Source organism: Acinetobacter sp. ANC5681, assembly GCF_023488045.1.
Lineage (GTDB): Bacteria > Pseudomonadota > Gammaproteobacteria > Pseudomonadales > Moraxellaceae > Acinetobacter.
The window spans coordinates 1-22,438 of sequence record NZ_JAMFKZ010000015.1 but is presented as its reverse complement, the minus strand read 5'-3'; the positions used below and the strand labels follow the sequence as shown (position 1 = coordinate 22,438).

The 22,438-nt window shown below is 37.4% G+C and carries 20 protein-coding genes and 1 pseudogene; 3 read left to right on the top strand and 18 right to left on the bottom strand.

Features of this window, described 5'->3' with window-relative positions; all coding sequences use genetic code 11:
- Window positions 1–10: 10 nt before the first annotated feature.
- A complete protein-coding gene (locus M5121_RS09920) occupies window positions 11–430 on the bottom strand; it encodes a hypothetical protein (RefSeq protein ID WP_249571083.1) in 420 nt (139 codons plus the stop codon).
- 365 nt (window positions 431–795) lie between these two features.
- Window positions 796–1,482: a ribulose-phosphate 3-epimerase gene (gene rpe / locus M5121_RS09915; RefSeq protein WP_005158714.1), complete on the bottom strand. Its 687-nt coding sequence runs from the start codon at window positions 1,480–1,482 to the stop codon at window positions 796–798.
- A gap of 178 nt (window positions 1,483–1,660) precedes the next feature.
- On the opposite strand from rpe, the gene M5121_RS09910 reads away from it, so the two are divergent.
- Window positions 1,661–1,936 (top strand): DUF2218 domain-containing protein, encoded by a 276-nt coding sequence (locus M5121_RS09910; RefSeq protein WP_249571082.1) that lies wholly within the window; start codon window positions 1,661–1,663, stop codon window positions 1,934–1,936.
- Window positions 1,937–1,963: 27 nt separating this feature from the next.
- Here M5121_RS09910 and fghA read toward each other — a convergent pair whose 3' ends face one another.
- The 7 genes from fghA to M5121_RS09875 form a co-directional block, all read right to left on the bottom strand.
- A complete protein-coding gene (gene fghA / locus M5121_RS09905; RefSeq protein ID WP_249571081.1) occupies window positions 1,964–2,809 on the bottom strand; it encodes an S-formylglutathione hydrolase in 846 nt (281 codons plus the stop codon).
- Window positions 2,778–4,223 (bottom strand): C13 family peptidase, encoded by a 1,446-nt coding sequence (locus M5121_RS09900; protein WP_249571080.1) that lies wholly within the window; start codon window positions 4,221–4,223, stop codon window positions 2,778–2,780. Before M5121_RS09900 ends, fghA begins: the two co-directional genes overlap by 32 nt.
- Before the next feature lie 202 nt (window positions 4,224–4,425).
- Window positions 4,426–5,235, bottom strand: a complete 810-nt coding sequence (locus M5121_RS09895) for a class I SAM-dependent methyltransferase (RefSeq protein ID WP_249571079.1) — start codon at window positions 5,233–5,235, stop codon at window positions 4,426–4,428.
- On the bottom strand, window positions 5,235–6,056 hold the full coding sequence (locus tag M5121_RS09890) for an undecaprenyl-diphosphate phosphatase (protein WP_249571078.1): 822 nt from the start codon (window positions 6,054–6,056) through the stop codon (window positions 5,235–5,237). Before M5121_RS09890 ends, M5121_RS09895 begins: the two co-directional genes overlap by 1 nt.
- 8 nt (window positions 6,057–6,064) lie before the next feature.
- On the bottom strand, window positions 6,065–6,763 hold the full coding sequence (tsaB, locus tag M5121_RS09885; protein WP_249571077.1) for a tRNA (adenosine(37)-N6)-threonylcarbamoyltransferase complex dimerization subunit type 1 TsaB: 699 nt from the start codon (window positions 6,761–6,763) through the stop codon (window positions 6,065–6,067).
- Window positions 6,764–6,908: 145 nt separating this feature from the next.
- Entirely contained in the window at window positions 6,909–7,436 is a 528-nt protein-coding gene (locus M5121_RS09880) for a gamma carbonic anhydrase family protein (protein WP_249571108.1), read from the bottom strand.
- A 36-nt stretch (window positions 7,437–7,472) separates the two neighbouring features.
- The gene (locus M5121_RS09875; protein WP_005158738.1) at window positions 7,473–8,087 is read right to left on the bottom strand and encodes a CoA pyrophosphatase; all 615 of its coding nucleotides are present in this window, start codon (window positions 8,085–8,087) and stop codon (window positions 7,473–7,475) included.
- Between the two features lie 120 nt (window positions 8,088–8,207).
- Between M5121_RS09875 and M5121_RS09870 the strand changes: the two genes are divergently transcribed.
- Entirely contained in the window at window positions 8,208–8,756 is a 549-nt protein-coding gene (locus M5121_RS09870) for an NUDIX hydrolase (RefSeq protein ID WP_005158740.1), read from the top strand.
- Between the two features lie 38 nt (window positions 8,757–8,794).
- On the opposite strand, the gene filF is transcribed toward M5121_RS09870, so the two are convergent.
- The 6 genes from filF to filA all read right to left on the bottom strand — a co-directional run bounded on the left by filF (window position 8,795) and on the right by filA (window position 17,211).
- A complete protein-coding gene (gene filF, locus M5121_RS09865; protein WP_249571076.1) occupies window positions 8,795–10,807 on the bottom strand; it encodes a putative pilus system protein FilF in 2,013 nt (670 codons plus the stop codon).
- Between the two features lie 19 nt (window positions 10,808–10,826).
- Window positions 10,827–11,990 (bottom strand): putative pilus assembly protein FilE, encoded by a 1,164-nt coding sequence (gene filE / locus M5121_RS09860; RefSeq protein WP_249571075.1) that lies wholly within the window; start codon window positions 11,988–11,990, stop codon window positions 10,827–10,829.
- Window positions 11,990–13,654: a putative pilus system OmpP1/FadL family transporter FilD gene (gene filD / locus M5121_RS09855; RefSeq protein ID WP_171063550.1), complete on the bottom strand. Its 1,665-nt coding sequence runs from the start codon at window positions 13,652–13,654 to the stop codon at window positions 11,990–11,992. The genes filE and filD overlap by 1 nt, the downstream gene beginning before the upstream one ends.
- 12 nt (window positions 13,655–13,666) lie before the next feature.
- On the bottom strand, window positions 13,667–14,782 hold the full coding sequence (gene filC / locus M5121_RS09850; RefSeq protein ID WP_249571074.1) for a putative pilus system protein FilC: 1,116 nt from the start codon (window positions 14,780–14,782) through the stop codon (window positions 13,667–13,669).
- A 45-nt stretch (window positions 14,783–14,827) separates the two neighbouring features.
- Window positions 14,828–15,661 carry a putative pilus system C39 family peptidase FilB gene (gene filB, locus M5121_RS09845; protein ID WP_249571073.1) on the bottom strand — a complete coding sequence of 278 codons (834 nt, stop codon included), beginning with the start codon at window positions 15,659–15,661 and terminating at the stop codon, window positions 14,828–14,830.
- A 353-nt stretch (window positions 15,662–16,014) separates the two neighbouring features.
- Window positions 16,015–17,211, bottom strand: coding sequence for a putative pilus system protein FilA (gene filA / locus M5121_RS09840; protein ID WP_249571072.1), 1,197 nt, complete (start codon window positions 17,209–17,211; stop codon window positions 16,015–16,017).
- 518 nt (window positions 17,212–17,729) lie between these two features.
- On the opposite strand from filA, the gene M5121_RS09835 reads away from it, so the two are divergent.
- Window positions 17,730–19,079: an anthranilate synthase component I family protein gene (locus M5121_RS09835; RefSeq protein WP_249571071.1), complete on the top strand. Its 1,350-nt coding sequence runs from the start codon at window positions 17,730–17,732 to the stop codon at window positions 19,077–19,079.
- A gap of 13 nt (window positions 19,080–19,092) precedes the next feature.
- Here M5121_RS09835 and hisC read toward each other — a convergent pair whose 3' ends face one another.
- The 3 genes and pseudogenes from hisC to M5121_RS09820 form a co-directional block, all read right to left on the bottom strand.
- Window positions 19,093–20,178: a histidinol-phosphate transaminase gene (gene hisC, locus M5121_RS09830; RefSeq protein WP_249571070.1), complete on the bottom strand. Its 1,086-nt coding sequence runs from the start codon at window positions 20,176–20,178 to the stop codon at window positions 19,093–19,095.
- A 64-nt stretch (window positions 20,179–20,242) separates the two neighbouring features.
- Complete coding sequence (gene hisD, locus M5121_RS09825) at window positions 20,243–21,532, bottom strand: histidinol dehydrogenase (protein ID WP_005158794.1); 1,290 nt, start codon at window positions 21,530–21,532, stop codon at window positions 20,243–20,245.
- A 131-nt stretch (window positions 21,533–21,663) separates the two neighbouring features.
- Window positions 21,664–22,278: pseudogene (locus M5121_RS09820) on the bottom strand (DUF4272 domain-containing protein).
- Window positions 22,279–22,438 lie beyond the last annotated feature (160 nt).

The following is a 22,438-nucleotide window of genomic DNA, read 5'->3' as shown; positions in this document are numbered from 1 at the left end:
CTAAGACAGATTAGGTTCTAGGAGGACGTAAAATTTCTTGCCAATGACCGGCAAGATGACGAGCTTGATACGCTGTATTTTTATAAGTGTTTAGCTCAAAAAAAGGTGAAATAGACAGGCTTGGAATTTGTTGATCGAGTGCAAAATTAATCGTTTGGCAATGAGAAATATTATTACAATCGGGGCAATCTTGCTGATCTTGCATTTGCCCATCATGGCATTTAACCACATTGGTTACATCATGCGACATATCCATTTGATGATGCGGACGTGTCATCTGTTGATCATGACATGGCATCACTTGCGCTGTAGGCATCTTTTGATCAAGTTGAATCTTTTGGACTGCTGCAATAGACGCACTACCTCCCCCGATGAAAAATATCATCAGGAATACAAACCATAGATGCTTGTATTTTTTATGAAGTTGCACTAAATATCCTTGGATCAATCATCAAATGAATGCGATTTACTTAGCATAATTTCTTTCTATCTTATGCACAATCTACTTTATGTTCAATTATGCTAATTCCTTGCATTTAAGCAACAGAATTGCCGATTTATCAAACGAAAAAGAATAAAATACGTTATGAACAAAGATAAAGCAAAATAAAGGACTTGACGCACAAAAAAAGGACAAAAATTTATCCTTTTTTGATATTTTTGTTGAGAATATAAACAACTGAAATCATTTTGTTTATTTTAACAACATCTTATCCACTTGCTTATCAACACGGTTATCCACCCAGTTATAAACAAAGTTATCCACAACCTTATGTGAAAAATAGGATGAAAACACTAAATGTCTTTTGCACCAACTTGAGCTAATTCTGCACGCATTTGATCAATTACAGTTTTATAGTCAGGTTGACCAAAAATTGCCGAACCAGCTACAAACATATCCGCACCCGCTTCAGCAATTTCACGAATATTTGCTGGGCCAACACCACCATCAACCTCTAAACGAATATCAAGACCGCTGGCATCAATGATTTTGCGTGCTTGGCGAAGTTTCTCCAATGTCATTGGAATAAATTTTTGCCCACCAAAACCAGGGTTCACACTCATCAATAAAATTTGATCTACTTTATCGAGAACATAATCAAGGTAATGTAAAGGGGTTGCTGGATTGAAAACTAAACCTGCTTTAGCACCACCCGCCTTAATCAGTTGTAAAGAACGATCAATATGATCCGTTGCTTCTGGATGGAAAGTAATAATATCTGCGCCTGCCTCCAAAAAATCACCGATCATACGATCAACAGGTGAAACCATCAGATGCACATCAATTGGCGCCTTAATTCCATAATTTTTCAATGCCTTACAAATACCTGCACCAAAAGTTAAGTTTGGTACATAATGGTTATCCATGACATCAAAATGCACAACGTCTGCACCCGCAGCTAAAACTTTTTCTACATCTTCACCTAAACGTGCAAAATCAGCAGATAAAATCGAAGGAGCAATTAAATAAGGCTTGGACATGAATGACCTGGCAAACTTTGAAAAATGATAATTGAATTATAACAAATTCATCGGCTTTAGGCTGTTACAAAGATACGATTACGACATTGCAAACTTGCAACAACACGTTGCATGAATACTGTTTTTAACTGCATACGATTTTGCTATTTTTAATGGTGAAATCATATGCAGTTAAAAAATGAATAGTACGACACAAATTACAACTCACGATGGTAAACGTATCAGTAAACGTTTATTGAATCACTGGAAGCACAAATTTGAAGTATCAGAGACTAAGCAGTATTCAAAAATTTTTATGCCGACAGCAAAAGTGACGCTTACACCACAAGAACAGCATTTAGTTGTATTGATTGAAAATCAGCAAGAAGATGTTGATCGTCTAGAACAGGTGGTTATTGATCATTTAAATCGTATGGCACAACAAGAGTTTATTGTTGAGTGGCAACATCATTAATAAGAAACTCGAAAGAGCTTCTTTTTTTTAAGCCATTCCCTTTTCTAACTGAATCGCATGAAATTGCAGATGATCATCAATAAAACTTTGAATAAAGTAATAACCATGATCGTAGCCTTTGTGCTGGCGTAAAGTTAAATGTTGCCCTGCTTCTAGACAAGCTTGCTTAAACTTTTCAGGATTTAATTGAGCATAAAACTGATCTTCTAGACCTTGATCAATTAAAATTTCCGCAAAGACTCCACCCTTTTGCTGAACTAAAGCCGTTGCATCATGTGCTAACCATTGCTGTTGATCCGCACCTAAATATTGGCTAAATGCCTTTTCACCCCATGGGCAAATACTCGGCGCACAAATCGGAGCAAAAGCTGAAACCGATTTAAATTGCTCTGGGTATTTAAACGCCAAGGTTAACGCACCATGTCCACCCATTGAATGTCCAAAAATTCCAATCTGATTTTCAATAATCGGAAATGCTTGTAAAACATGTGCATAAAGTTCATCAACCAAATAAGACTCCATTTGGTAATGTTCAGCCCAAGGTTGTTGAATAGCATTGATATAAAAGCCTGCACCCTGACCAATATCCCAATGATCACCCTGCGCAACTCCCTCTCCACGCGGAGAGGTATCAGGGCTAATTAGAATCAAACTCAGCCGAGCTGCCATACGTTGTGCATGTGCTTTAATTGCAAAGGTGTCTTCAGTGCAAGTTAAACCCGCAAGATAAAATAATGCTGAGCAAGGCTTTCCTTCTAAAGCAGCAGGAGGTAAATATACTCCAACTTTGGTTAAACCTTTAAGATGCTGTGATTCCAGTTGATAAATACGCTGTTCACCTTCAAAACAACGATTTTTTTGCAGTAGCTGCATGTTGATTATCCTGTGTTTTTGTAATGTCTGTTGTTGTGATATTTTGCGTTGGGAATAAATACGGCTCAAGTTGTGGCAACATCAATTCCATGTTACGACCGATAGCCCATTGCGGCTCGGATGGTTCAAATCCTTGAGCTGTTTCCCACTGTGTCACAGTTTGTTTAGACTGATCAAATGCTTTTTTCATTGAGAATTGTTCACGCATCGCCAAATCGAAGAAAGCACGACCAAAATAAGTGTAATCCGCTTCATTATTACAACCAAAAGAGGTTTTATCTGCGGCTGAAGCAGTAATAATTAAGGTTTCAGGTGACTGTAATGCTGGAATAAAACTTCCTGAATAACACGCTGAAATTACAATCACTCGCCAACGAATACCTGATTTATCGAGCGTTTCACGTAGCCATTTCGGGTCGACTTGCCCTAATTCTAATGGTGCATTTTCGAGTTCAAAATGATTACGCTCACCGTGGGATGTCATATAAAGAAATAATACATCGCTATCACGGTTCATCTGCTGACCAATCCGACGCAACGCTAACTCAATACTGGTTTTAGACGCAATTGGAACATCTAAACGTGTCGCAGGATTATTAATCAACATAATGGAACGTCCAAACGTTCCAAAACGAGTATCAAATTGCTCTCTAATGCGCTCAATTTCAGATTTGAAAACATCAGCGTAGCTATCCCCAGCTACGCCCATAAAATACCAATGGCTTTTCGCAATATCACCATATTGGATTTGATCTAAAGCTTTGTCCAACAGATGACTTTGCGCATAAAAAGCATCTTCAGCAAAACTTGGTGGTGTTTCTTCAACTTTCCAAATCGGTTGATCTTTTACCGAAAGTTGCCAAACCACCATGGTTGCAATAGTCGCAATAAAAACTAAAGCACGCTCCCACCACGGCCAATTTAATGCCCGTGAAAACACCCAAATCACAGCCAGACTTTGCCAAACAAATAGTCCAACAAATAATGGTGGTAAGAAACCATTATAGATTGTATCGGGAATGAAATTTAGATAGCCATTTGAACCTAAATATTGGATCAAACACTGTAATAATAAGATATTGGTATCAAGCACTAACCATAATAATGCAGGTACAAGCATTAAACGGGCTTGGTTCATGCGTTGCGAAAGGAAAATCCCCACAATTAAGGCAATAAAAGGCCACAGTGCGTAACCAATCAAACCTTGAGGGTTGAACTCACCAATTTGCCCTGCTACCAACCAGCTATAAAGTGAGTTGGTACAACCACCTAAAATACCCCAAATAATGAGCTGAGTAATTGATGGATGAACAATCTGTAAGGAACGTCGAGACCCAAGGAACAACCACATTCCAGCAATTTGGTTACTTTTAAAATCATGCCAGATATTAATGGAAGGTTTGAGGTCGATCATAAAGTTCTTCGGGTATTTCTCTTTTCAAGCTTAGATTGAAAATATGTCTATCTTTTATCAAATGAATATGACTTTTCCTAAAAGGAACAACGTCTTTCCTTCATTTAAGCTCGACAAGAATTTTTTATCAATCATGCTTTTGCACTATATCACAAATCTTTACCGAGCATTCACCTAAGCTAAACAATCACTTGGATAAAAGTTAAGTTGAACTTTTGGGAAAATATGCATCAAAACGACAAGCATCACCTAGCCATTGATGATCTGGAGTTTGATCAGCCAAATAAACAGCATGTCGTGGTCGTTTTACAATAACGCGTTTAGCGATTTTACTGGCAAGATGCAGTAATTCATCACCTAAATCCATTTCACCATCTTCAGGTAATAACATATGCAATAATTGCATTTGCTTTTTGACCTGTGCCTGTTTCTTTTGTGCTTGGTGGTTTTGATCTCGCTGTGGGAACATCGGATCTAAATAAATGACATCGATCTGTTCATCTCGCTGCTTTAATCCATGTAAATAATCAGTTGAATCAGCATAAATGAGTTGAATCCGTGGCATAACAGATTGCAGAAAAGGATCTCGTTCTGCTTGGGCTTTGGTATATTCTAATAATACAAATAGGATGGGATGACGTTCAATTAAACGCACATCAGCACCCAAATAAGCCATCAATAAACTATCATGACCTAAGCCAGCTGTTGCATCAATTAAATTAGGTTTTTCACCTAATTGACATGCTCTTGCGATCATTTCGGATTTCAGACTGGCTCGTTTTAAACGAGGAATTTCAGCACGCCAATCAGGTTGCATTTTCATCCCATTCGCAGCCAGACTCAGTCCATCTTCATCTAAAACCAAGGCCATGTCTGGATTCAGACGAAGGAAACGTGCATTCGCTTTTTCAACGATTTGACCTTTTAGTTCCACATCCAAACTCGCTAAACGAGTTTGAAGTTGTTGAAATTGCTCCGCGTACTCCGTCTGATACCAACAGATCATCTGCATTACCAATGCACCCAACCTGTCCACCATGTCGCCAAAATAAATAAACCAAACACTATACGGTAGTAAGCAAAAGCGGTGAAATCATGCTTAGAGACATAACGAATTAATGCACGAATCACAATTAAAGCTGAAACAAAAGCAACAATAATTCCAACTGCTAAAATAGCCATATCATTACTATGTAATTCATGACGCATTTTATACATATCCAGTAAGCCTGCCCCCATCAATACAGGAATACCGAGGAAGAATGAAAATTCAGCCGCTGCTTTACGTGAAATACCTAAGAATAATGAACCAATAATGGTTGAACCAGAACGTGATGTCCCAGGAATTAATGCAAGACATTGAATCAAACCAATCAATGTGGCTTGCTTGAATGTTAGATCTTCGACTTCTTGACTCACGATTTGATGCTGACGGCGTTCAGCCCATAAAATAATGAAACCACCGACAATGAGCGCAATTGCAACCGTGACCGCATTAAATAAATAAGCCTTTACCACATCACCAAAGCTCAAGCCAATAATCACAATTGGAACAGAAGCGATGATTAAATTCAGGCTTAAACGACGACCTTGCTCTTGTCCTGTGAGTGCGCCAATTAATGCGCCCCACAGTTTGCCCCAATACTCATAAATTACTGCTGCAATTGCACCGATTTGGACTGCAACAGCAAACATTTCTCGCTTTTCAAGCGTCCAGAAATCTAGCAACTGCCCTGCTAGAATCAAGTGCCCTGTACTTGAGATCGGTAGAAATTCAGTAATCCCTTCCACCAAACCCATAATTGCTGCTTTAAATAGCAATAAAAGATCCATAATTAACCTTAATTCGCTTTACTTTGTTCTGGAATTTTTTTCCATGCATCATCACGTAAATACACAGGTAGTGCATGTTCAGCATCAACCCATTTTTTTTGTACAGCATAAATTCGCGCAATGGTTGCAATATCCTGCGCAGTTGCTCGAATTTCTGTTGCAGACGTTTTTAGAATGGAAACCTCTTGCAAGTCTATTTGACTTGGCTTAATCAATTCTGAACCTGAGCCAATCGCCGTAAATTTACGATATGCGGTCGCTTGTTCATAAGTTAATAATTTTTCTTCATCGACAGCATGCATAATCCCATCTTCATCTAGACTAAAATTAGCAATATAAACTTCTTGCATACGCGCATCTAAAACAGCTGTAACCTGCTGTAATCCTGTCAAACGATATGCAGCTTGCGCCAATGCTTGCAAGCTTGATACAGGAATAACAGGCAAATCTTGTGACCATGCCAGAGCTTGAGCAACCGCAGCATTAATACGTACACCACTAAATGAACCTGGCCCACGACTAAATGCAATTGCAGCTAAATCAGCCAATTGAGTTTGAGTCTGTAATAGCGCCTGTTCAGTTAATGGCAAAATGGTTTGCGTTTGTGCTTTTGGTCGCTCATCTAATTGAAAATAGAGTTCTTGAACATCATCAATTAATGAAACTGAACAGTGCTCATTTGCAGTTTCCAATGCAAGCAACTTCATGCAAAAACCTTAGCTTAAAAGAGATAAAAAACGTCGAGTATCATACCCCACTCAAGCGCCCTAAGCGAGTTATTGACTTTTTATAGATACAAAAAAGCCAAGGATATACTTGGCTCAAGAAACACACTATATCAATTCGTAATTATTAGAAATTAAACTCTTCCAATACTAAAAAATTCTTATAATATTCAGCATAATGTAAAGCACTCAAGCGTAACCGTGCAGCGCCTTGCTCATCTAAAGTTTTGATCACTTTTCCTGGGGATCCCATGACTACAGAATTATCAGGGATAACTTTACCTTCAGGAATCAATGCATTTGCACCAATAATACAATTTTTACCAATCACCGCATTATTTAAAACTACAGCATTGATACCAATTAAAGAATTCTCTCCAATCGTACAGCCATGCAACATGGCTTGATGACCGACTGTCACATAATCCCCAATATTCAGTTCAATACCTGCATCAGTATGTAAAACGGCATTCTCTTGAATATTCGAGAAATTTCCAATCCGAATTTTACAATTATCAGCTCTTACAACCGCACCAAACCAAATACTAACTTGGCGACCTAACTCAGCTTGACCAATCACCGTTGCATTCGGTGCAATCCAGCCATCCCAAGGTTCATGTAATGCTTTAGGGCTCAATCCTTGATATGTGTACATCATGACAAAATACTACTCTATTTTAATAAGACGTGATTAGAATTTAGATAATCCAAAATGAGGAGGATTAACTAAAAAAGGCCATTTTTTTTGATGTCCTAGCCCATACTGAAATAATGATACTAACATTCGAGCGGTTAAACCCCATACGATCTCATTTTCAACCTGCATACTCGGAAAATAAATTGATTGTCGAGCTAAACGCACTTCATACGGTAAAGGTGGTGCATCAATTAACTGCTGCAATGGTGCAAAAAAAATACGATCTATCTCTGTAGGTTGGGCAATTAGATCTACTTGTGCGGGAATTAATCCTACAATCGGTTTCACAGATAAACCACTACGCGCACGTTGTATCGGTAAATCTCCTAACAGCTTGACATCGAAGGGATTAAGCGCTGTTTCTTCTTGTGCTTCACGCAAAGCAACTACAATATTACTGGTATCACTCGGATCACGCTTTCCTCCTGGAAAAGACACCTCACCTGCATGTTGAGATAAATGGATTGAACGACGTGTGAGTAAGACCTTAGGTTGCTGTTCTTGTGTAATTGCAATTAAAACCGCTGCATCAGCTTGTTGGATTCGTTTGGAAAAACGCAACCGTTGTTGTAAAAGCTGTATTAACGATGGTTCTTCCATATGACTCATCTCTTTTTCTCATTTTCCTTACAAATCATCATAACTGAAATTTCAATCACAATCATAGATCATGATGCGAAGTGATCAAAATTCAGTTATGCTGAGTTATCTCTGTAGCTGATGATAATTATGAGCTTTTGCGTTGCGTGTGGACATCAAACTGAAGCAAAAATCCCGCTAGGTGATCATAAAACACGGCTCGTCTGTACACACTGTGGCAATATCCACTATGAAAATCCGAAAGTTATTTGCGGTGCATTAGCCATTTGGGATAATAAAGTTTTATTGTGTCGACGTGCCATCGAACCACGTTATGGGCTATGGACACTTCCTGCTGGGTACATGGAATTATTTGAAACCATGGAACAAGGTGCTGCTCGTGAAACACGAGAAGAAGCTGAAGCCGAAGTTGATATTGAACAACTATACTGTATGTACAATATTCCACGTATTGGACAAATTTATGTTCTATTTAAAGCACAATTGAAAGATGGTGTTTTTGGAGCTGGAGAAGAAAGTCTCGAATGCCGTTTATTTGAAGAACATGATATCCCATGGGCAGAACTCGCGTTTCCGAGTGTAGAACAAACTTTAAAACATTATTTTGCAGATCGTAAACTAGGATTATTTCCATCTCATTTAGAAACATTAGGTACACGTTTAGATCATACAGGTTAAATAAAAAGACCGCTTATCGCGGTCTTTTTATTTAACTCTTACTTTATTTTAACAGCTTTACATGCGTTTAAATTTTGATCCGCTAGTTGAATAGTCACTGGACCAGTCCAGCGTTTAGCCATTTTACGATCTTCATCTGTAGGTTTAACATAATTATTTTTATCCGTGTCTTTTAAATTATCGTATAGATTTACATACACACCCTGATAATAAGCGTAAGTGTTTGACCAATATACTGTACTACTTGTCTCAGTAAAGTCAGTTAATGTTATTTCCTTTTGTGGGGCATCACTTAATAAATTGTGAACATTAATTTTAGCGCCACCAATAGCTGTAATCGTTTCATTATAATTAACACGAACATTCAATCCAAACATCGCACCATTTAATACACCAAATTTTGGATTAGATAAAATTGCTCGGACAGATACTGATTTACTTGTAGGTGTAAAAGAGGTTGCTCCTGTAGAGCCTATACGATATTGAGTCTCTCCAAACTCATCAGTGATCGTCCCATCTGAATTAATAGATTGGATTTTTGCACACTCTCCGGACATATCACTAGATGTAGAATTTTTACGAATATCAGTTCGGATATCACCATTTTCGTCAATTACAATCCCTAACTTAATTTTTTCTGAGTCAGGAATACTATTATCAGAGAAACCAAAAATTAGAGTCGCATATAAAGGGAAAATATATTTCTGATTTGTTTTTACATTTGTACTGGTTTTAAAAACATCTTTACCTAAGTAACTTGGTGGGTTTGCTTTATAGATTTCTAAACTTCCATTATAAGCTTGACCACCTATAGTTTGCTCCCATTGCCCCAAATGTGCTGTATTTACAGGGTCAGTATCTTTAGCATTTAATAAAACTCTATAAATATATTCTGTCCCAGGGATTGTATGATCATTAATCAACTTACCTTGCTTAAATTTTAAGTCTTCTGATGGGTTGGTTGTCAAAGCAAAACGCAGCGGTTGGTTAGAGTTTATTTCACGATTAATAGGATTCAACCAAGTATTTTGAGGATTAATTTGTACTTTTTGAGCTTTGACTTTAGTAATTAATACAAGTGGTGGATAAAGTTTACCCTCTATAAAACTTGCAGGACCTCGCCATTGTTGACCTGTTCCTATTGTATATCCTTGTCGATCTGTAAGTAAAAAGACCTCCCCCATCGAATGTATAAGGTCATTACCTTTATCAGGATTTACACAATCATTATAATTTGATTGATTACAACCAAAAAAGCCATCTGGAGTCTTAACTGAAGGTGTAATTGTACCCGCCTTTAAGAAAGGTACTGTTGTTTGCCATACACCTGCATTCGATAAATTTAAGAGACGCTGAAGCAGCACCATCGCTTGTTCATCTGTTACATTACTAACACTTAACCATGGCTTTAATATATCAACGTAAGAACCATTACTCAGTTCAGCAACACCAATATCTTTAGTTAATTGAGATAATAGATCTTTCTTTTCGTTAGTAATCTGAGTAGGTTGAATATCCCCCAAAGCGTTATCTTCTTGCTCAAGACCAATACTATGGAAAATTTTTATTAATGCTATCGCTACACGAATAGTCTCATCATTTGGATCAAGTGCTGTTGGCATTTTTCCTGTCAATGCGCTTGCTAAATCAATTACTCGAAGCCGTGGTACTGGATACCTTAAGTCATTAATCTTAGAAATATCATCTAATTTCACAATACCAAGGTTAATTTTCTTAGCATCTTTACCTTGTATATAAAAAGTTGCTGTGTCGCCTAATTTACAAGCTCCACCAACAACATTTGAATCAAGTTTAGTTGCAAAGTGATTTACCTTATCGCTACTACAATCAAAATTTAAACCAGAAATAGGATAATCCATGGCAAAGGGTAGACAGTCACTACTTGTAGGCGTACAACTCGTACTAGTTGTGACGCCATTAACCACTTTATTTGGATCTTCATTAATTTTTGTACTCTCGCCTCCACAGCCTTGTAATAATGCTACTAATGTCGTTAAAGCAAAGGGTAAGAAAATTTTGTTATTTGTCATGGGTTCATCCTATTAATGCTTACTGTAAAGCAGCAATCTTAATCTGTCCTTGATTTGAAAGTTCCTGCTCTGGAACATCCACGGCTGATGCTAATGGAGTCATCATCATATAATAACTTTTAGGCGGTATCTTAATTACACCTTGAAGGGCTGCATGTTGTAATAATGTTGCTGGAATCTTCTGATTCTTAAATCCACTCACGCCTTCTAATATACAACCAGACTTATCTAAAAAAATCACTAAAGGCCAATAATATGTCGGTTTATCAGTATTAGATGCATAAGAATCAAATTGCATATATTGAATATTTTGATCAAGCTTGACCAATTCATATTCAAATTTTTCTTTTATAGGTTTCCGAGGCCATAAGCCAATTTCTTTTTCGGGAACTAAACTCTTGATTGTTTTATTTTTGCTATAACTTTCTAAGAAACAACGATCATTCTCAAATGCCAGAGATAAATCTTGTGCAGATAAACGAACATAATTATTAGATAAAGTAATTGAATTTAGACTCTGGTTTGATTTGTTTAATATTTTATCCAAAATTGATCGACTTACGCCTTTTTTACGCTCTATCGTCTCTAAACGTCCTGTACCATCAGGCATAGTATAAAAGCGCTTTTTACCCTCTAAATTAAATTCCTGATCTTCTAAATATTCATTATTCACATATTCAATACCATCTACTTGTATGAATGCAGATGAAGCAGATGATTCTGCCTCAATATTGGTTAGACTTTTACTAGCAACATTTAATTTTGGTGTTATCTTTTTATTCGTATTTGCATCAATTATTTCTTTTGAAGTATTTTGAGATTTTGGTTGATGGACTACTTCTGCGTCAGAAGCTAATTTTGATTCTGAAGATGATTGCATTTTAACTGCATTCTTAACAGCATCTTGCTTAGACATTGATATTGTTGGTAAATTTAATTTAACATTATTTCTAACAGGTAGATTTTTTTCTGATGCTGCTGGAGAATCAACATCATTAGAACGTATAACCTTATCTGTTCTATTCTCATTTTCTGTTGGTTTTTTAGGAATAATCATTGGTCTTCCATCAGGGCCAATAATTGTATAAAAACCATCTGCATATACAACCGAAGTACTTGCAATAACAGTAAAAATTACAGATATTGCAAGCTTAGATTGTTTTATTATCATAGTCGTTAACATTACCATTTTGTTCTATAGCTGATACCAAGCAAAGTTACCTTAGTATTGGTTTTAATATCTAGGCCTGCATACGGGTTTAATAAAATATTATCAACCCCTGTTTTATTTGCAAGGCTACTAGTATCTGCAGGAATATCATCACGACTCCGTAAGAAGCCAATTGAAAGATCCAAATCTGTATCTTGATCAAATCGATAACCAGCACCTAAACCAAATAATTGAGCATTATTAATAGGTACCATCGTATTTCGTTTATCGTCAGGAATCGAACTCGTGCGAGGCTCATAACCCATGCGTAACTTCAATCGATCAGTTGCAGAATATTCAAAACCAATTCCCCAGCGCCAAGATGATTGGAACTTTAAAGGTAAGGCTAAAGAACGATCCGTCACTTCAGCAGACAAAAGTTTAGCAACCTTTAATAATGATATTTGTCGATCAAATTCAAACTTAAACTTATCCCATGCAGCGAAGTCGGTCCAACCAAGATCAAAGTTCATTTGCAAGTCGGGAAATATTTTATATTTTATACCCGCTTTAAAATGTTGTGGATATTTAAAATCCATAGCTACTAAACCAGATTCCACATTAGGAATATACCCAGGGAAGCCAAGAATTGCCGCAAGAATTTGACCAGTCGCTGACGAATTTAAACCAGCTATGAGTTGTTGCGGAGCTGTCGCATTATTAATTAAATATTTACCTCGCAATCGCATTTTAGCTTCACTTTGATAAACCATACCAAAACTAAAATCATCGGTTGGCTCCCATAATACGCCCAAATTATAACTTGGACTTAATGATTGCTCTAAAGATACATCCATTGCCCCCACTTTACTAAACGGGTTCATACCTTCTTTGGCGTTACAAATACCAAATAATAGTAAATCGGTGATAATATCCCCATTATCCTTAAATGGAGTACATACCACTTCATCTACCATTCGCAATACACCAATCATTTCATTTGGAAAGCGTAGATCCGTTTTAAGTGCGATCGCTTGGTAAGACATACCAAATGATGCACCAACTGATAAATGATCATTCACTTGATAGCCAAAAGAGGGCGATAAATAGGTAATACGCTCTAATGCAACTTGTTGGCCCATATAATTACTTGGATTACCATCTTCTGCGCCAAAACCTGCAACTAATGGTGCGTACATAGCTGTCGCATAGGTTACTTTGGAACCAGGTGGCTTATAAGCAATCGCTGCAGTTGGTGCAGCTAATGGAGCATTAGGTCCTAAATCTACGATTTTTTTAAGAATCGGTACATAAATACTTGCGTATTCAACATCCCCGTGAACTGTTCCTTTAAAATCTGTACAAATTCCAGTTCTAACTTCTGGTCCGTCATTACAAACCAATGGATCATCGGAATAACCAAAAACATTATAACCAGCAGGAGCTGAATACTCACGTTGAATAGCAAAGTTAGCTAAAATACCTTGCACATCAGTTTGTAAACCATCAATTTTCGCCAGTGCTGCTGGATTAAAATGTACCGCACTAATGCCTGGTGGATCAGCAGTAACTGCATTTCCTAATGATAATGAACGTAAATCTACAGATAAGTCCTGTCCTAATTGTGCGTTAGCAATATTAGATAAGCTAGCTAAAAAAATTGCTGCCGTTAAAGGACATAATTTTAGGTATTTCACCATTACATCTCCTTAACGAACTTTTTTGCCGAAACCTATAATATCGAGTGGGAATGACAAGCCCAAGGACACATCTGGCGCATCTTCCGTTAACCCAATAGCAACCGTGCCATTTACAATTGTTTCAGGTGATACCCTTACACCCAATGCAAATGACAACATGGCACTACTTTGATCGGCCGATTGATAACTTTCATCATTCTTGAAGTAGAATTTTGCACCAGTGTTAAAACTTTGCTGATAAGACATTGTGAGTGATACGTCATAGTTAAATGAGTAAGCGAAGCCAAATGAAAACCCACCACTTAAACCTGGATCGAAACTATCCAACACTCTGCTTCCGCGTAATTGGTTAAGTCCAGATTCTTTCAGACCATAGCTCGCCGATACTGAGCTAAAAAGCACAACAGGATCGATGTATTTACGAGTACTTGCACCAAAACCAACAGAATAATAACCTTTACCAGTTGACAGCTCATCAATACCAATTTCATAAGGGCTATCACCAGTTTTCGTTGATAAACTACCAAAAAGTACTAATGGGAGACGACCTTGCTTTAATGGAAATGGCTCCCAACGAGCACCAAAAGAAACATCACCCAAACCCGCAGCAGTTTTTTGTTGCAATAAATCTTTTTTTGCTATAAGAGGAATAGATGCTGATAAGGTCAAGTTATCAAGTAAACCATATTGGGTAGTAAATGTATTTGTAAGTGTATGGTTTGCATCTTCTTCAACACGTAAGCGTTGTAAAGCACTTGTACTATCGCCCGTAGCAAGATCTAGTCTACTATCTCGATAGTATGTGTAATCAATGTCATAATAAGAAGAAATAACACCTTTTTTTATCAATGAATATTGACGTTCGTTAGATGTAAATACTTCTTGTAAATTTGTTTCTTTAGTCGCATCACCTTCTTGCTTTTGTAATGCATTTGCTGCTTGTGTTGCTTGACTATCACCAGCTTTTACATTGGACTCATCTTTCACTGCATCTGTAGCTTGATCTACTTGCGCTGTTTGTTCGGTCTGAACTTCCGTTGATTTCTGTTCTTCAGCATAAAGTGTTGTTGTTACTGCACTCATACTTAATGCCAACACACTGATATTCATCCATGGACTTTTCATTTTGCGTTACATCCTATTAATACATTAATTTTAATGATTTATAAATTACTTCCGCTTGTAATATAAGCGCATAAAAGTCGTAATTGGTTGATTGTAAGTAGCAGAGGTCGGATCTGCATCTAATACTTTACGCATCGTTGATGCCTTATCAGCCATACGTTCAAATTTTTGTGTCGGAAACTGAATTTCCGCAAGCGCGTATTTATTAACAGTTGCATCTTCTACATGGCGCATATCCGAGTCTTGCAGCGCTAATAGGTTTTTACGGTACTGCTCAGGAATATCAACGATAAAAAGCGTATTATTATCCCAAATTTGTTTAAAGCGAATTTCATCAAAACTAATATTGCCTAATGATGGATCTGCAACATACACTCGCCCATTCTTATATGCTTTATACACAACAAAATGTTTAAAGCCAGCATAGGTAATAGGAACAATTGCTGGCTGCTTCAATGAAGTTAAGTCAGAGAACTCTCCACGATAACCACCACTATTTATCCCCAATGCAGAGACAAAACGTTTCATGTCCAGTAATGAAAAACTACGGCGTTCAATAATTCGCTGATATTCCCCATATTGCAATAAACCACTCATGGTTTGCTGTTCGGTCAGACGCAAACCACCATAACCGTTTAGAAGTGTCGTTAATGCGGCTGATCCACAACTGTAGTCATAGGCCTGACGAACAATCCCCCGAAACTGGTCTTCTATAGCGGGTTTAATTGTGACCGCTTCACGATGGTTGCGAGTAAATGAAGGGTTACGAGAATCTAACGTTTCTGTGTAATACACAGTCCCCTCTGGCTTTTTTTCTATTTCGAAGGCTTGCGTTGTAAAGTAATACATCAATGCTGAGCCTAAAGCGATCTCTAACATAAGTCTCTTTTTCTAACCATGGCACAACTTGCCTTATTCGTTTTATTGTTAGTGTTCGTAAACACCCCATCCTTGTTTGTTGAAGATACCTTTTTTTATAAAAAAAAACAGCTTTTTTTTAGTTTTTTTTGACGAAATGTTGTCTTTTTTTATACTTTAGACTCATTTTTATAGTTTAATATGATAAACATTACAATATAGAAACAATATTCTTTATTTAATTCTTTTTTACTTCCTATTGCATAACATTTTCATCTGAATTTTATATTAATTAAATCCCCCCTATCAATAAAAAAGCATTAGTGTAAAAACAAAAAAAGCGCATAATGCGCTTTTTTTGCTTGGCAACTAAATTAGTGACCAGAGATTGTGATCATAGCACCAGCGCGTTCGTTCGCATTGGTAGCGCTGAAACCAGCACCATTGTTATAATAAGTTGTCATGCCTTGGATTTCAACATCACCAATTGAACCAGCATCTTTACTACCTAACTTAACAGTTGAGATGTACATATCTTGGCTATCACCAGCTTTCAAAGCTTGACCGTAAGTTGTACCAGAACCTGTTGTAATGCGTAAGAAGCCGTTATTTACCGCGCTCTTACCAAATACATTTACTTTTGCGTTCATAGTTAAGCCACCAGTCGTACCAGAATTAGCATCTTTAATTTTGATACTACCTAGATTGATTTCACCAGCAGCTGTTGTATTAACTGGAGTACCACTTACGATTGCAACAGTTTTCCCTTTGGTTGAATTATCTAAAATACCAAGGTTTGAAATTTCAAGACCACCTGACATTGTAGTATTCAATACAATCATTGCACCTTGTGGAGCAGCACCTAGCTGAATATTTGCATCCATTTTACCAGTTTTTAAAGTTAAACCTGATAAGATTGCATTATAGTTACCAGAATTATTGCCGCGTCGAACATCACCCACAACTGAAGCATTTGAAGCAGACACACCAATTTCACCGATATAGATATCTAAACCAGATACTTTAGCAGCTACGTTAAGGAATGCAGAGTTACCACCATTATCAGTACCATTACCTGCATCTGTATCGATTACAAGTTCAGCTAAAAGACCTGAAGTTAATTTACGAGTTGTGTCATAAGCGTTACCAGCAGCATTTACAGGCGCTTCAATTACGATACCTTTATTTTCAGTTTTACTACCGCTCTTACCATCAGATTTAATAACGATTGCACCCGCATTTCCTGTACCACCCAAGCTACCTGCAACTACTGTAGTAGGGTTAATATCAGTAAGAGTAAGAGTCGTGCCGTTAGCTAAGTTATAAGCGTCTACCGCTGCTTGGTCAGCAAAAACAGTACCAGCGCTACCGCCATTTAATAATGAATCCAAACCATTATTATCGTGGATTAAAACTTTATCAATTTCAATTTTAGAGATACCGATACCAATATTGATACCGTCTTGACCTGTTGCAGCGCTTAGTGCAGCATCATCCATTGACTGCATAGCCATTGCATTCGCGCTAATCGCCATTGAAGAAACTAAAGCTAGTTTAGTAAACATTTTCATTGAGCACTCTCCCAAGAGCATTTATTTTTTGACTTTCACTACTCTAAACTGTCCACGGTCGTTTTTTTCTTAATGACAACTTGAACTTCCAATCCTTGAGTAGTTCGTTTAGCAAGTACTAAATTACAGGTTTGTTATTTTATGTTCAACTACTGTTAATCGATTTTTATAAACAACCCGACAAACGGCATAATACTTTTTTCGTGCACCACTTTAATTTATATGCTCTAACATATGGAAAGCACTATAGTTTTTTAATCAGCATTTTTAGAAAATCATAGTCAAATATCCTATTTAAACCTTTTATCATCCGCCCAAATCACTGCAAAATGTAAACAATTGCGCTTTCTTAAACCAATTCATGAAAATTGCAACTTGTTTTACAATTTCAGTAGACAGAATCACAATACATTTCAGAAATATTTTTCAACTTTTATCTATAGGATAAATATCAGTAGAGTTTAGATGATTGTAGTACAATTATATTTTCCAAATGTATATGAATGTATTTTTGTTATATGTCTCATTTTCAGCAAAAACTTGACACGCAACTCACCTCTGCATTTGACCTTCTTATACAACTGAATGAACTCACTGGTTTAGTTTATTTATATGACAATCACACTCCGACAATTGGTTTTTTGCCTCAAGAATTTTTAGTATTAGAACAGTCAGAACTCAAAAAATTTTGTAAAACTCAATTTAATAAATATAAGAATGTACAAGCAACCTTACCTATTAGCGATTTTTTAAATTTTCAACCCCATTCACAAAGTTCAATGAAAACTACTTTTGGTGGTGGATATATTGGCTTTTTTAGCTATGACTATAGCGCAAATCAATTTATAAACATGGTCTCACGAAATCAACCCAGTTTTTTCTTAGGTCTATATTCGACTTTTTTAAAGTTTCAGGATGATGCTTGGTATTTTTATAGTGATGAAAATGAAGCGGAAAGTATCTATCAAAATGTCATAAATCTAATCAATCAATCAATCAATATTCAAAAAACACCTTTCTCATTATTAGAAAAATGCTATCCGCGCTGGTCTAAGCAACAATACCTACATGCATTTAATCAAGTGCAGGAATATATCAAAGCTGGTGACTGCTACCAGATTAATTTAACTCAAGAGTTTATTGCAAAAACAGAAGGCTCATTATTAGATCGAGCACAGGATTTATGGGCGCTCACCCATGCACCTTATGCTGCCTATCTCAAGATACATGATTTTGAGCTACTCAGCTGTTCTCCAGAATTGTTTGTCGAGTTTCAAACAAATCGAAAAATTAAAACACGACCAATTAAAGGTACAATGCCTCGTTTTGATGATGCCGAGCAAGACCAACAATCTAAAGATCAGCTCAGCCGCTCTGAAAAAGATCAGTCTGAAAATGTGATGATTGTTGATTTACTTCGTAATGATTTAAGTGTTTATGCAGAAACAGGATCTGTAGAAACTACAAAACTTTTCGAAATTGAAAGCTTCAACCAAGTCCATCATATGGTCAGTGAAATCACTGCAACCTTAAAAAAAGAAGTAAACCCCATGCAGATGTTATTGTCCGCCCTTCCGGGTGGTTCAATTACAGGGGCACCGAAAATTCGCGCTATGCAAATTATTAATGAATTAGAGGGTGCTCCACGTGGCGCATATTGTGGAAGTTTGGGTTATTTTAATTTTGATGGAACAGGTTGCTGGAATATCTTAATCCGCAGTATTCAAAAATATCAGGATCAATTATCGATGTGGGCAGGTGGCGGCATTACGGTTGCTTCTGATGCCGAAGCCGAGTACCAAGAATGCTTTGATAAAATTTCTGCCATGCTTGATTTGCTCAATACATGGCAAAAATCTGAGAACTAAATTTTTGTACAAATTATAAAATTTGCGTTTTAAGTGTATCGACTAGACGTTGATTTTGTTCATCGGTACCAATTGTGATACGTAAAAATTGATTAATTCTTGGTTTATTGAAATAACGCACAATAATACCATGCTCACGTAATTGTTGAGCCAGTTGAGCAGCATCGTATTGAGGATGCGTGACAAAGATAAAATTGGCTTTCGATGGCAATACATCAAAATCTAAAGCCACGAGATCACCAACTAATTTTTCTCGACTCTCAATCACTTTGGCACATTGCGCTTCAAAATAAGCTTGATCTTCAAATGAGGCTACCGCTGCGGCAATCGCAAAACGATCGATTGGGTATGAATTAAAGCTATTCTTTACAGCTTCAAGTGCTGCAATCAAATGCGCTTGTGCAATCGCAAAGCCGACACGTAATCCCGCCAATGAACGAGACTTAGATGTCGTTTGGCAAACGACTAAATTTTCGTAACGATTGACCAATTGTACCGCTGACTCTGCACCAAAATCGACATAGGCTTCATCAATCACCACGACTCGATCAGGATTTGTTTTAAGTACTTGCTCAATCTGCGCTAATCCTAATGCAATGCTGGTTGGCGCATTTGGATTAGTAATGATAATACCGCCATTTTCCTGTTCATAATCCGACACATCAATTTCGAATTTTTCATTCAATGGAATCTGCTTGGTCTGAGTTCCAAAAAACTGGCTATAAACAGGATAAAAACTATAGGTAATATCTGGGTAGAGAATTGGCTCTTTCTGAATAAAAAAAGCCTTAAAAATATGCGCTAAAACTTCATCCGAACCATTACCGACAAAGACTTGAGCAACATCAACATGCTGCTGTTTAGCAATTGCCTGCTTTAAAGCGGTCGCATCTGGATCTGGATACAAGCGCAAAGCATCGGCTTGGTGAGTTAAAACTGCTTGAACAGCTTCCACAACTTTAGGTGATGGTGGATATGGGTTTTCATTGGTATTAAGTTTTAGTAAGTTCTGAATCTTAGGCTGCTCACCTGGTACATATGGCTCAAGTTCACGAACTTCTGGACTCCAAAAACGCATTTGTTCAGTTGTAAACGTCATTGTTCTACTCCCATATATCTCAAAAAAGGGGCTTCTATCAGCCCCTATCTATTCTTCGAATTGGTTATTGATAACGATAGCGTGCCGAGCGTGCATGGGCATCAAGATTTTCTTCAACTGCCAACACATCTGCTGTTTTAGCCAAAGTTTTAACGCCCTCTTGCGAGCACATAATTAAACTTGAACGCTTTTGGAAATCATAAACGCCGAGCGGTGAAGAAAAACGCGCTGTACCCGAAGTCGGTAAAACATGATTTGGACCTGCACAATAATCACCGATCGCTTCAGGCGTATAACGCCCCATAAAGATCGCACCTGCATGACGAATCTCTTGGCTCATTAATTCAGCATCATCAAGACATAATTCTAAATGCTCTGGAGCAACCTGATTAATCAGTTTAATCGCTTCCGCACGATCCTTTACTAGTACCAACGCACCACGATTTTGAATCGAAGTTCGAGCAATTTCTGCTTTTGGCAATTCACTTAAATGCTTTTCAATGGCTGTTTCGACAGCATTTAAAAGTGCTTCATCTGGCGTAATAAAAATGGCTTGTGCAACCGTATCATGCTCAGCTTGAGACAATACATCCATAGCCAACCATTCAGCATTATTTTCCCCTTCGGCATACACCAAAATTTCCGAAGGCCCCGCGATCATATCAATACCCACCTGACCAAAGACTGCACGTTTGGCTGCTGCTACAAAACGGTTCCCCGGTCCTGTAATTTTATCGACAGCTGGAATGGTTTGCGTTCCATAAGCTAACGCTGCAACGGCTTGAGCACCGCCAATAGTAAATACACGACTTACCCCTGCTAAATATGCAGCTGCTAAAACCAATGGATTCAATTCACCATTCGGCGCTGGAACCACCATGATAATTTCAGGAACCCCTGCTACATGTGCTGGTAAAGCATTCATAAGTACAGATGATGGATAAGATGCTAATCCACCAGGAACATAAATCCCGACGCGATCAAGTGGCGTGACTTTCTGACCTAAGGTATTACCCAGATCATCAACATAAGTCCAACCTTCCTGCTTTTGTGCCTGATGGAAAGAACGAATACGTTTTGCAGCCAATTCTAAGGCTTCACGAATTTCTGTGCTTAAGCCTTCAAATGCAGTTTTAAGTTGAGCTTGGGTCAGTTCCAAATCCGAGAATTGATGCGCTGGATGTCGATCGAACTGTTGTGTTAATTTAAGTACATGATCATCACCATACTGACGAACATCAGCAATGATTTGGTCTACAGTTTGTACTAATTGAGGATCATTCACAGTTTCAAATGCTAAAAGTTCAGCAAATGCCTGTTTAAAATTTTGATCCTGAGTCGATAAACGTCGCATCAATTTACCCACAAGGCGAATAAGAGAAGGCTAAGTTTACTCTTTTTCAACACGCTTGTGGGCAAGATAACATCAGCATTTCCACCTGCTTTAATAGAAAAAATCATTTTTAGGTTTAAATATTTTAAATTTTATGTATTTAAGTCTGGATTATCCCAATCTCCATCATGCTGTATTAGCCAATTCAAAACACCATGACGTTCCACAACAACTGAAGCATTTAAATTTTCAGGCGCATCTTGTTGTTTTAAAAGAGCATCTACGCATGCCCAATCATAACGATAGGTCAAATCTGTCTGATCTAAAATTTCATCCAGATTTCTTAACTCAACTTGCTGCATAAATTCATCAAATGAGCGACAAGCAGAAACTACCTGAACTGCAAAATCACAATCTGCTATTTCATTTGGAGCATTGAGCTCTTTTACAATTCCGAGTGCCCAAAGTAAAACCTAGTAAGCCTTATATTTCCAAATCATATTCACGACATCTTGTTGAGAAACCTCTTAATTTAAAATATTTTGTTCTTTAAGGGGTAGCTCATCAAATACTTCAAATTTATTTAGCAAATCAACGATAAAGTCTTTAGCTTCTTGATCAAATTGCTGATTGTTTAAATCACATGCCACTTGGATAATGATCAAACACGCAATTGCTCGTTTGGCGATACTTTCAACTGAGCGGGCTATAACTTCATCAGCCGATTCAATATGCGGCAATCACTCGATGTAAGGAATAGATTGTATTTGTAATTTTTAAATAGACTCTTGTTTACGTTGCAAGGGCGTTTCCATGCTTATCTCTAATCACAAAACGATAAACTTGATGTGTGCTGAATTAGCAGGAGACTTTCACTTGGGAGATTCTAGGCAGCTAACCGATAAAAGTCTTCTGCCATTTGATTTG

Coding starts and splice junctions, on each gene's coding strand:
- M5121_RS09870 (WP_005158740.1), top strand. CDS start 8,208: ATGAGCTTTTGCGTTGCGTGTGGACATCAAACTGAAGCAAAAATCCCG.
- filA (WP_249571072.1), bottom strand. CDS start 17,211: ATGAAAATGTTTACTAAACTAGCTTTAGTTTCTTCAATGGCGATTAGC.
- filB (WP_249571073.1), bottom strand. CDS start 15,661: ATGTTAGAGATCGCTTTAGGCTCAGCATTGATGTATTACTTTACAACG.
- M5121_RS09890 (WP_249571078.1), bottom strand. CDS start 6,056: ATGGATCTTTTATTGCTATTTAAAGCAGCAATTATGGGTTTGGTGGAA.
- M5121_RS09880 (WP_249571108.1), bottom strand. CDS start 7,436: ATGTACACATATCAAGGATTGAGCCCTAAAGCATTACATGAACCTTGG.
- hisD (WP_005158794.1), bottom strand. CDS start 21,532: ATGCGACGTTTATCGACTCAGGATCAAAATTTTAAACAGGCATTTGCT.
- fghA (WP_249571081.1), bottom strand. CDS start 2,809: ATGCAGCTACTGCAAAAAAATCGTTGTTTTGAAGGTGAACAGCGTATT.
- filF (WP_249571076.1), bottom strand. CDS start 10,807: ATGACAAATAACAAAATTTTCTTACCCTTTGCTTTAACGACATTAGTA.
- M5121_RS09910 (WP_249571082.1), top strand. CDS start 1,661: ATGAATAGTACGACACAAATTACAACTCACGATGGTAAACGTATCAGT.
- filE (WP_249571075.1), bottom strand. CDS start 11,990: ATGTTAACGACTATGATAATAAAACAATCTAAGCTTGCAATATCTGTA.
- M5121_RS09835 (WP_249571071.1), top strand. CDS start 17,730: ATGTCTCATTTTCAGCAAAAACTTGACACGCAACTCACCTCTGCATTT.
- M5121_RS09895 (WP_249571079.1), bottom strand. CDS start 5,235: ATGCAGATGATCTGTTGGTATCAGACGGAGTACGCGGAGCAATTTCAA.
- filC (WP_249571074.1), bottom strand. CDS start 14,782: ATGAAAAGTCCATGGATGAATATCAGTGTGTTGGCATTAAGTATGAGT.
- tsaB (WP_249571077.1), bottom strand. CDS start 6,763: ATGAAGTTGCTTGCATTGGAAACTGCAAATGAGCACTGTTCAGTTTCA.
- hisC (WP_249571070.1), bottom strand. CDS start 20,178: ATGACGTTTACAACTGAACAAATGCGTTTTTGGAGTCCAGAAGTTCGT.
- M5121_RS09900 (WP_249571080.1), bottom strand. CDS start 4,223: ATGATCGACCTCAAACCTTCCATTAATATCTGGCATGATTTTAAAAGT.
- rpe (WP_005158714.1), bottom strand. CDS start 1,482: ATGTCCAAGCCTTATTTAATTGCTCCTTCGATTTTATCTGCTGATTTT.
- M5121_RS09875 (WP_005158738.1), bottom strand. CDS start 8,087: ATGAGTCATATGGAAGAACCATCGTTAATACAGCTTTTACAACAACGG.